Genomic DNA, 10,363 nt, shown 5'->3' with positions numbered 1-10,363 from the left:
ATTTTTGACATAAACGCAGTCAGTAACTCGCATCGACCCGCCGCCGGCCATAAACGTAGTCAGTAACTCAAGGCAAACGAAAAAGAGCCTAGCTGAACGAGCCAGGAGCTCGTCGCCAAGCACTTTTAACGTAGCGGTTCCCTAATCACCGCTGTCACTGATCGTCTAGACCGAGAAGCCGAGAGCGCGCATTTGCTCGCGGCCTTCCTCTGTAATCATGTGTGGGCCCCATGCCGGGGACCAGACCCAGTTGAGGCGGAAGTCGCGGATACCCTCGACCTTCATGACCTCAGAGGCAGTCTGGTCGGTGAGCATATCGGTCAGCGGGCAGGCCGGGGACGTGAGTGTCATGAAGATAGCGGCAATGTCGCCTTCTTCAATCCAGATGTCATAAACCAGGCCCAGGTCCACGACGTTGACTCCGAGCTCCGGGTCAACAACCTCGTACATAGCCTCTTCAACCTGGATGGCGAGCTTGTTATCGGCTTCGGTCTGCTCCGGCGCCGGCGGGACGGTGATGGACTCGTACGCATCCCCCTCATCGATTGGAGCGCCAGTGGTCATGGTGTCCTCGTCGACAGCGTCAGGCTGTGCGGGCGAGGTGGCGTCAATAGCGTTTGGTTCAGTCATGGTGGTGGCCTTCCTCGTCAGCGGTAACAGTTACAGTCGCGGTACCAACGCCGTTGCCTTCAGCGGCGTTGGCCAGAGCCTCAGCGGTTGCGGCCTGGAAAGCTTTCCAACCGAGAAGTGCGCACTTCACGCGGGCAGGGTACTTAGAGACACCAGCGAAGGCAATGCCATCGCCGATAATGTCCTCGTCGCCTTCAATCTTGCCGCGGGACGTGACCATCTTCTCGAACTCGGTGAGTTTGGCCATGGCCTCGTCGACAGTCTTGCCGACAATCTCCTCAGCCATAACTGAGGTGGAGGCCTGTGAGATAGAACAGCCCACGGCGTCATAGGAGACGTCATTGACGACGGTGAGGTCGTCGTTCAGGGTGACGCGAAGCGTGAGTTCATCGCCACACGACGGGTTGACATGGTGCACTTCCGCGTTGAAAGGCTCCCGCAAACCCGCGTGCTGCGGATGCTTGTAGTGATCCAGGATGACTTCCTGGTACATCTGCTCGAGCTTCATGTCCCTCTCCTTTCTTAAAGTTACGGGGTGACACCGAAGAACTTCTGGGCGTGGCGCACTGCGTCGGCAAGCGCCTGAACGTCCTCTTCCGTGTTGTAGATGTAGAAGGATGCCCGGGCGGTCGACTGAGCGTTGAGAATCTGGTGAATCGGCCACGCGCAGTGGTGTCCGACGCGGATGCACACGCCCTGGTCGTCGAGAACCTGGCCAAGATCGTGCGGGTGAATGCCCTCGACCTTAAAGGACACAGCAGAGCCACGCTGCTCTGGGGTAGTCGGACCGATGATGGTCACGCCGTCAATTTCCTGCAGCTTTTCCAGCGCGAGCGCGGTCAGGCGGTGCTCATGAGCCGCCACCTTATCCATATCGATGGCATCCAAGTACTTCACCGCAGCACCAAGGCCGACGACCTGAGAAGTCATCATGGTTCCCGCCTCAAAGCGCTGCGGAGGCGCTGCGAAGGTGGTCTTCTCCATGGTGACGACCTCAATCATCGAACCACCAGTGAGGAACGGTGGTAGTGCCTCCAGCAGTTCCCGGCGAGCGTAGAGCGCACCGACCCCGTTGGGGCCGAGCATCTTATGGCCGGAGAACGCTAGGAAATCCACATCGAGATCCTTGACATCGACAGGCATATGCGGCACCGACTGGCAAGCATCGAGGACTACCAAAGCACCGACCTCACGAGCACGGCGCACCATTTCCTTCACATCGGTGACTGCACCGGTGACGTTTGACTGATGGGTAAAGGCCACAACCTTGGTCTTTTCGCTGAGCTCCAGCGAGTTCATGTCAATGCGGCCGTCCTCAGTCACGCCGTACCAACGCAGTGTCGCGCCAGTGCGACGAGCCAGCTCCTGCCACGGCACTAAATTCGCGTGATGCTCCAGCTCAGTGACGACAATCTCGTCACCTTCGCCGACCTGGTACTGACCTGCGCGGTCGTCGCCAAGCACAAATGCCACTGTGTTCAAGGCTTCGGTGGCGTTCTTGGTGAAGACCAGCTCGTCGTAGTCGGCGCCGATGAAGCCTGCGATGGCTTCGCGGGCATCTTCGTAGGCGTCCGTGGCCTCCTCAGCAATCTCGTAGGCACCGCGGTGCACCGGGGCGTTGTGGTGGGTTAGAAACTCCACCTCAGCATCGATGACCTGTTTCGGGCGCTGCGAGGTCGCTCCGGAGTCCAGGTAGACCAGCCGCTTTCCGTCACGGACAGTGCGCGACAGAATCGGAAAGTCCTCGCGGAGTGATGGGCTGAGTAGTTCGGCGTTAGGCATTGATGAACTTCTCGTAGCCGTGCTCTTCCAGCTCGTCTGCAAGCTCCGGGCCACCGGAGGTGATGAAGCGACCATCGTGGAAGACGTGAACGTAGTCCGGCTTCACGTAGTTCAGGATGCGCTGGTAGTGAGTAATGATCAGGATGCCGCCGTCGTTTTCATCCTGGTAGCGGTTAATGCCGTCGGAGACGACGCGCAGAGCGTCGACGTCAAGGCCGGAGTCGGTCTCGTCCAGGATGGCGAACTTCGGCTTCAGTAGGTCGAGCTGCAGAATCTCGTGACGCTTCTTCTCGCCACCGGAGAAACCCTCGTTTACGGAGCGCTCGGAGAACGACGAATCAATCTCCAGGTCAGCCATTGCCTCACGGACCTCCTTGACCCAGTGGCGCAGCTTCGGAGCTTCGCCACGGACAGCGGTTGCTGCAGAGCGCAAGAAGTTGGACATGGACACGCCGGTGACCTCAACCGGGTACTGCATCGCCAGGAAGAGGCCAGCCCGAGCGCGCTCATCGACGCTCATCTCCAGCACGTTCTCGCCGTCGAGCAGGATCTCGCCTTCGGTGACTTCGTAACGCGGGTGACCTGCGATGGTGTAGCTCAGGGTGGACTTACCGGAGCCGTTCGGCCCCATCACAGCGTGGGTCTCGCCAGAGTTGATCGTCAGGTTGACGCCCTTCAAAATCTCCTTGGGCTCAGCGGACTCGTCGGTCGGCAGCACCTGCGCGTGGAGGTTACGGATTTCCAAAGTGCTCATAGTGAAATCTTTTCCTTTAATCGGTGTAAGTGGCCTGCTCCCCCGGTGCTACCGGGGTGACAGGGCGGAAATAGGGTGAGAAAGAAGATAATCGGTTAGAAGCCAGCGGTGTTGAGCTCTTCGTCAACGAGTTGCTCAAGCTTCTCGCGAACGGACTCGACCGGAATCAGGTTGATGACCTCGCTGAAGAAGCCGCGAACCACCAGACGGCGGGCTGCCATTTCGGGGATACCGCGGGAGAGCAGGTAGAACAGCTGTTCCTCGTCGAAGCGACCAACGGTAGCAGCGTGACCAGCACCAGCGATTTCACCGGTTTCGATTTCCAGGTTCGGAACTGCGTCGGCACGCGCGCCCTCGGTGAGTAGCAGATTGCGGTTGAGCTCATAGGTATCGGTGCCCGTGGCCTCTGCACGAATGAGCACGTCTCCCACCCACGCGGTGCGGGCCTCACGATGAGCGACATTCGGCTCGCCCTGCAGCGCGCCCTTGTACATGACGTTGGAGCGGCAGTTCGGCACAGCGTGGTCTACCAGCATGCGGTTTTCGAAGTACTGACCGCCATCGGCGAAGTACACGCCCAGCAGGTCGACGTCGCCGCCCGGAGCAGTGAATGCAACGCGCGGAACGATACGGACAACCTCGCCACCGAAGGTCGCGACGGTGTGGCGCAGCGTGGCATCACGGCCGACGCGAATATGGTGAGCAGAGCCGTGAACTGCATCTTCGTTCCAGTTCACCATGGTCACGACGCTCAGCTTGGCGCCGTCGCCGATTACGAACTCAATGTTGTCCGCGAACGTGCCGCTGCCACGGTAGTTAATCACGCAGACGGCCTCAGCGTGGGACTGCACATCAATGACGATATGGCCGTAGGAAACGTTGTCCTCGCCCGGACCATAGATGTCAATGACGACCGGTTCCTTGGAAACCGAATTCTTCGCGAAGGTCACGATGTGTGCATCGTCGAAGTTGGAGTACGCCTGTGCTGCCACGCGATCCGTCGGGGTACCGGCGCGGCCAAGGCGTTCGTCGTCACGCTTGACGACGTCCACAGCGACACCATCCTGACCGGCAGTCTCGACCGAAATCGAGGCTGCAACCGGATCGGCGGCGGTGCCGTTGTGGAGACCGCGAAGTTTGCGCAGCGGTGTGAACTTCCACTCCTCATCCTTGCCATGCGGCACGGAGAAGTCCTCCACGTTGAAAGATGAGAAAACGTCGCCCTTGTTCGCCAGCACGCGGCGGCTATGAGCAGCCTGGTTTTCGTTGTTAATCGTCGTAGTCATAGGTATTAACCGACCGAACCTTCCATCTGCAGTTCAATGAGGCGGTTGAGCTCGAGGGCGTATTCCATCGGGAGCTCCTTGGCAATGGGCTCGACAAAGCCACGCACGACCATGGCCATTGCATCTTCTTCTTCGATGCCGCGGCTCATCAGGTAGAAAAGCTGATCGTCAGAGACCTTGGAAACCGTTGCCTCGTGGCCGAGGGTGACGTCGTCCTCGCGGACATCCACGTACGGGTACGTGTCCGAGCGCGAAATCGTGTCGACCAGCAGTGCGTCACACTCGACGTTGGAGTGTGAGTGCTTGGCACCCTTGTTGACCTGCACCAGACCGCGGTAGGCAGCGCGGCCACCGTTGCGGGCCACGGACTTGGACACGATGTTGGAGCTCGTGTGCGGAGCCATGTGCACCATCTTGGCGCCGGTGTCCTGGAACTGGTCCTCGCCAGCCATAGCAACGGACAGCACCTCGCCCTTGGCGTGCGGACCAGTCATCCACACTGCCGGGTACTTCATGGTGACCTTGGAACCGATGTTGCCGTCAATCCACTCCATGGTTGCACCCTCTTCGCACTTGGTGCGCTTGGTAACCAGGTTGTAGACGTTGTTCGACCAGTTCTGAATTGTGGTGTAGCGGCAGCGGCCGCCCTTCTTTACGATGATCTCCACAACAGCCGAGTGCAGCGAGTCAGACTTGTAAATCGGAGCGGTACAGCCCTCGACGTAGTGCACGTAGGCATCCTCGTCGACAATAATGAGCGTGCGCTCGAACTGTCCCATGTTTTCCGTGTTGATACGGAAGTATGCCTGCAGCGGGATGTCCACGTGGACGCCCTTTGGGACGTAAATGAAGGAACCGCCCGACCACACTGCGGTGTTAAGCGCAGAGAACTTGTTGTCGCCAGCAGGAATAACGGTGCCGAAGTACTCCTTGAATAGCTCCGGGTGTTCCTTCAGCGCAGTATCGGTGTCCAGGAAGATAACGCCCTGGCTCTCCAAATCCTCGCGAATCTGGTGGTAGACAACCTCAGATTCGTACTGAGCGGCGACACCGGCGACCAAGCGCTGCTTCTCCGCTTCCGGAATGCCGAGCTTGTCGTAGGTGTTCTTAATATCCTCCGGAAGGTCTTCCCAGGTCTGGGCCTGCTTCTCGGTGGAGCGAACGAAGTACTTAATGTTGTCGAAGTCGATGCCCGACAAATCCGCGCCCCAGGTGGGCAGCGGCTTGCGGTCGAAGATTTCCAGAGCCTTCAAGCGACGCTCGAGCATCCACTCAGGCTCGTTCTTCTTAGCCGAGATATCGCGAACGACCGCTTCAGATAGGCCGCGCTTCGCGGAAGCGCCAGCGGTATCCGGGTCGTGCCAACCGAACTGGTAGGCACCAATAGACTCAATAATCTCTTCGTCAGTCTGCGGAGTGGCAGCCTTCGTGGATTCAGCCACGTCGGTGGAGTTCTCATGGGCGAGGGTCATTGTCCGCTCCTTTCATGTGGCAATTCAGTAAGTGTCTTTGTTACGGGAGTGAGTGGGATATTTGTGGTGCAGATACCGTTTCCATCAGCGATAGTCGCCAACGGTTGGGTGTGCTGCCCTAATAATTTACTAACGGCTTCATGCTCCGCCGCGCAGAGCTCCGGAAACTCGGAGGCTACGTGGCTAATTGGGCAATGGTGCTGGCAAATCTGCACGCCGCCAGTGTTCTGGTTGATAGTTGCCGCGTATCCGGCCCGTCGGAAAGCATCGACGACGGCCTCTACGACCTCTTCCTTCTCCGCGTTCTGCCCCACAGGGGTGACGCCGAGCAGAATGTCATCAATGCGCTGACGGGCAAACTGGGCAACTGCCTGCTCACCGCCGGCCTTGCGCAGTGCGGTCAGAGCTGCGCTAGCAAGATCGTCGTAAGCGTGTCCGAATCTAGCGCGGCCCCGGTCTGTCAGGCGGTAGGACTTTGCCGGCCTGCCTCGGCCTCGGGGGCCAGTACTGGGTGCCGGAGCGGTTTCGGCGAGACCTTCGTCCACCAGAATGTCGATGTGGCGACGGACTCCTGCAGCGGATAGCCCCAGGGTGTCAGCGATAAAAGTCGCGGACGCCGGGTTGTGTTCCAGAAGTAATTGGAGAATGCGCTTGCGCGTATCACCGTCATTGACGGTCGGTTTCCGATCAGCCATGACTGGTGAGTCACCTCCTGCGATTGGACTGCTGGATCATAAAAAGGTGTCTAGGTGGCTCAGCGAGGCAAATATCCCACTTGCGCCGCTGGTGTATTAGACAACACAATTGTGTCGTAATTGGTGCATAAAGTCCAACGCATTTAAATATCAATGCAACGTCGCTGATTAGAACGCCCTTTCGGCGTGTCGAATCGTCTACTATGTGACCTTGTGAAAACTAACCGACCCGCCCCGCGCCGCTCGTCCACCTTCGACGATGCTCTCGGGGTGCGTGACGCCATACCGAAAATTGGTCTGGCCGGTTCCAGGTCGGCAACCCTCCACCAAGGCTCAGAACAGCCGCTCCAACACCGCATCAATTACCGCGAACTCCGACGCTTCACCTGGCTGCGTTGGCTGGGTGCTCTCGGGTCGGTGTTTATTATGGTCACCGGGATTGGCGCAGGCGCGACACCGGTGGTTGGAAATGAGTTTTGGGGTACACCACTCGGGCTGATCCTCGGTCGAATGTTGGTGGCAACGACAATCGTCACCTTCGTGGGGATTGGGATGTTAGTCACAGCCTGGTTGGGTGTCGGAGCTTTCGTTCTGGCCGGTGCGCGGACTCGCGTCACCGCGGTGACCACTCCGATGCTCATACGCACCTACGCGGCATGGGTATTGCCCTTGGTGTTTACCGCTCCCCTGTTTACGCAGGATATCTACTCCTATTTGGCGCAGGCTGCAATTGTGGAGCGGGGTATGGATCCCTATCTCGCAGGAACTGTTGACCTATTGGGAGCCAACGACCCACTGGCCCGATCGGTGCCATTGATTTGGTCGCACTCTCCGAGCCCGTACGGCCCCACAGCCCTCGCAGTGGCATGGGGTATCGCCAAGATAACCAGCGACGGGGTGATTGCTTCCGTCTTTCTACACCGACTCGTTGCCATCGTTTCGCTTCTCGTGGTGTCCTGGGCGCTGGTGCAGCTTGGTCGCCGCTGCGGAGTTAGCTCTCAGTTCACCCTATGGCTGGGCACGCTCAATCCGCTGGTATTGCTGCACCTGGTGGGGGGTATCCACAACGAGGCCCTGCTGCTTGCACTCCTGCTCGTTGGCCTCGAACTGTGTCTACGCGCTATCCACGGTCCTGCGCAATCGATGGAGCCCGATGAGCTGCCAGAACCCGGACCAATCGGACACGAGAACCAAAGCCGAGGAAGATCATGGGCACTGTATGTAGGCGGTATTGTGCTCATCAGCCTCGCCGGAATGGTTAAAGTTACCGGTTTCGTGGCGCTCGGCTTTGCCGGCATGTGGCTGGCCAGAAAATTCGGCAGCACCTGGAAGGCCGTTGCTCTTTCCGCAGTAGTGACGGGCGCAATAACCGTCGTCACGGCAGCCGTTGTTTCCTTAGGAACTGGTCTGGGCTTTGGTTGGATCACCGCGCAAGGTGGCGCCGCGACGGTGCGCAGTTGGATGTCGCTAACTACCCTGCTCGGGATCATCGCTGGTTTCTTCGGGAGGCTCCTGGGGCTCGGCGATATCAGCGACAGTGCTTTGCTGTTTACCCGCGGCATTGGTGTAGCGCTAGTGGCTGCCTGGCTCCTACGCATGCTGTTAGCGACGTTCCGTGGTCGCATTCACCCGCTCGGCGGCTACGGCCTGGCGATGTTCGCTCTAGTAATCCTCTTCCCCGTCGTGCACCCCTGGTACCTGCTATGGGCCATCGTGCCGCTGTCCGCTTGGGCCAACCGGGTACAATTTCGCATTGCCGTGGTTCTGTACTCGGCAATTTTCAGTTTTGTAGTACTACCACGCGGCCTGGGGTTGCCTCCGGGCACCGTCGCTCAGATTTACCTACTGGCGTTGGTATTCTTCGTCGCAGTCATGCTCGTCATCTTGGCGTACTCGACGCGATCTAAGGTATTTCGCCTTCATTAAAACTGTGAGATTAGACTGACTAACCGTGAATAACGCTGCCAATTCTCCTGCTCTGCGCCTTGAGAACGTAACGAAGAAATTCGATGACGTTGAGGCTGTATCAGACCTTTCGCTTTCCCTGGATCGAGGTAGGGTTCTTGCGCTTCTCGGCCCCAACGGCGCTGGTAAGACCACAACCGTTGAAATGTGTGAGGGCTTCATCAAGCCGGATGAAGGGCGAATTCGCATTCTCGATCTCGACCCGGTCACTCAAACCACAGCACTGCGCAGCCGCATTGGCATCATGCTCCAGGGCGGAGGTGCCTACCCCGGTGTTCGCGTTGGCGAAATGCTGAACCTCGTTGCCAGTTACTCCGCAAATCCACTGGACACTGATTGGCTCCTTGAAGTCGTAGGCCTAGAACGCCATCGTAAGACGAACTACCGCAGGCTCTCGGGTGGCCAGCAGCAGCGACTGTCGCTCGCATGCGCCCTGGTCGGACGTCCGGAGCTGGTGTTCCTCGACGAGCCGACAGCAGGCCTCGATGCCCAGTCCCGTCTAGCCGTCTGGGATCTCATCTCGTCGCTGCGCCGGGATGGAGTCACCGTAGTCCTGACAACGCATCTGATGGACGAGGCTGAATCGCTTGCCGACGACGTTGCGATTATCGACCGAGGCCATTTAGTTGTGGCCGGCACCACCGAGGAAATCACTAGCGCAGGCGCATCGGCGCTCCATGGGACGTCGTCAAGCACTGCTATGAAGGTCAGCGTTCGAGGCAGCCTTGACTTCGAAGAGGTTAACCGCAGCTTTAGCGAGTCTGGTCTTTCGCAGCGTCTGCAGCGTTCTGGCGGTGGAGAGTTCTCACTGATTGGTGAGGCTTCACCGCGCGCCCTGACTGTCTTGGCGCAGAGTTGCGAGCGACAAGAGGTGTTGATCACCTCGTTGAATAAGGCGACGCAATCGCTTGAAGATGTCTTCTTGCAGATCACTGGAACGGAGATGAGGAGCTAATGACTACCGCACCGAGGTCTGATGCCTCCCGCTTTGCTAAGGGCACTTTCGCCCCGGAGCCGCAGCGTTCGGACATGGCGACGTTGGTCATGTCGCAGGCGTGGTTGGAGACGAAGCTCTTCTGGCGGCACGGTGAGCAAATGCTCCTCACTATCATTATCCCGTTGGCGATGCTCATCGGCCTGGTGATGGTGCCTGTGTTGGAACTCGATGATCCGCTCGAGCGCATCTTCCCCATGGTGCTGGCGATTTCCGTCATGTCTGCAGGGTTTACGGGGCAGGCAATTGCCGTGGGCTTTGACCGTCGTTACGGAGCCCTGAAGCGCATCGGTGCCTCAGGCGTGCCACCGTGGGGCATTATTGCAGGCAAGATTGTGTCGGTCTGCACTACTGTCACGTTGCAATACATACTGTTCAGCCTCGTGGGGCTCGCTCTTGGCGCAGAGCTCTCGATTGGCGGCTGGCTGTTGGCTTATGTGGGGATGCTTCTGGGAACGTTCGTTTTTACTTCATTGGGCTTGCTCATGGGCGGCACGTTGGGGGCCGAGCTAATCCTAGGTCTCGCCAACCTGATCTGGTTCCTCCTTATTGGTGCTACTACTTATGTGGCCGTCGCACCGTCGCTAGATGGCATCAGCTCTGTACTGCTGCACCTCTTGCCGTCCGTCGCGCTTACCGACGTGATCTCCGCGGCATTGGCCATGTCCGTCCATTGGTCAGCTGTCGGGGTGCTGATCGTGTGGGGTGTCCTTGGCGCTGCACTGGCGGTCCGCTGGTTCCGTTTTGATATGCCGAATGACTAGGAATCTATCGGGGAATCTGCA

The 10,363-nt window shown here is 58.7% G+C and carries 10 protein-coding genes; 3 read left to right on the top strand and 7 right to left on the bottom strand.

The window, feature by feature from the left end; all coding sequences use genetic code 11:
* Window positions 1-165: 165 nt before the first annotated feature.
* The 7 genes from HMPREF3042_RS08165 to HMPREF3042_RS08135 all read right to left on the bottom strand — a co-directional run bounded on the left by HMPREF3042_RS08165 (window position 166) and on the right by HMPREF3042_RS08135 (window position 6,619).
* A complete protein-coding gene (locus HMPREF3042_RS08165) occupies window positions 166-630 on the bottom strand; it encodes a metal-sulfur cluster assembly factor (protein ID WP_038625394.1) in 465 nt (154 codons plus the stop codon).
* On the bottom strand, window positions 623-1,138 hold the full coding sequence (gene sufU / locus HMPREF3042_RS08160; protein WP_038625391.1) for a Fe-S cluster assembly sulfur transfer protein SufU: 516 nt from the start codon (window positions 1,136-1,138) through the stop codon (window positions 623-625). Before sufU ends, HMPREF3042_RS08165 begins: the two co-directional genes overlap by 8 nt.
* 20 nt (window positions 1,139-1,158) lie before the next feature.
* Window positions 1,159-2,412 (bottom strand): cysteine desulfurase, encoded by a 1,254-nt coding sequence (locus tag HMPREF3042_RS08155; protein WP_070856745.1) that lies wholly within the window; start codon window positions 2,410-2,412, stop codon window positions 1,159-1,161.
* Window positions 2,405-3,166, bottom strand: coding sequence for a Fe-S cluster assembly ATPase SufC (gene sufC, locus HMPREF3042_RS08150; protein WP_049170611.1), 762 nt, complete (start codon window positions 3,164-3,166; stop codon window positions 2,405-2,407). The genes HMPREF3042_RS08155 and sufC overlap by 8 nt, the downstream gene beginning before the upstream one ends.
* A gap of 95 nt (window positions 3,167-3,261) precedes the next feature.
* Window positions 3,262-4,452 carry a Fe-S cluster assembly protein SufD gene (gene sufD / locus HMPREF3042_RS08145; RefSeq protein WP_070856744.1) on the bottom strand — a complete coding sequence of 397 codons (1,191 nt, stop codon included), beginning with the start codon at window positions 4,450-4,452 and terminating at the stop codon, window positions 3,262-3,264.
* A gap of 5 nt (window positions 4,453-4,457) precedes the next feature.
* Window positions 4,458-5,924, bottom strand: a complete 1,467-nt coding sequence (sufB, locus tag HMPREF3042_RS08140; protein WP_049170616.1) for a Fe-S cluster assembly protein SufB — start codon at window positions 5,922-5,924, stop codon at window positions 4,458-4,460.
* Window positions 5,921-6,619 carry a helix-turn-helix transcriptional regulator gene (locus HMPREF3042_RS08135; RefSeq protein ID WP_070856743.1) on the bottom strand — a complete coding sequence of 233 codons (699 nt, stop codon included), beginning with the start codon at window positions 6,617-6,619 and terminating at the stop codon, window positions 5,921-5,923. Before HMPREF3042_RS08135 ends, sufB begins: the two co-directional genes overlap by 4 nt.
* A 186-nt stretch (window positions 6,620-6,805) precedes the next feature.
* Here HMPREF3042_RS08135 and mptB point away from each other — a divergent pair, with 186 nt between their 5' ends.
* Genes mptB through HMPREF3042_RS08120 form a run of 3 tightly spaced genes read left to right on the top strand, consistent with a single transcriptional unit; the run spans window position 6,806 to window position 10,342 of the window.
* Window positions 6,806-8,545, top strand: a complete 1,740-nt coding sequence (gene mptB / locus HMPREF3042_RS08130) for a polyprenol phosphomannose-dependent alpha 1,6 mannosyltransferase MptB (RefSeq protein ID WP_070856742.1) — start codon at window positions 6,806-6,808, stop codon at window positions 8,543-8,545.
* A 25-nt stretch (window positions 8,546-8,570) separates the two neighbouring features.
* Entirely contained in the window at window positions 8,571-9,539 is a 969-nt protein-coding gene (locus tag HMPREF3042_RS08125; protein ID WP_070852238.1) for an ABC transporter ATP-binding protein, read from the top strand.
* Entirely contained in the window at window positions 9,539-10,342 is an 804-nt protein-coding gene (locus HMPREF3042_RS08120; protein ID WP_070856741.1) for an ABC transporter permease, read from the top strand. The genes HMPREF3042_RS08125 and HMPREF3042_RS08120 overlap by 1 nt, the downstream gene beginning before the upstream one ends.
* Window positions 10,343-10,363 lie beyond the last annotated feature (21 nt).

This window comes from Corynebacterium sp. HMSC074C05, from assembly GCF_001838325.1.
Classification (GTDB): Bacteria; Actinomycetota; Actinomycetes; order Mycobacteriales; family Mycobacteriaceae; genus Corynebacterium; species Corynebacterium amycolatum.
The sequence above is the reverse complement of the archived record's forward strand: the minus strand, read 5'-3'. Positions and strand labels throughout refer to the sequence as shown.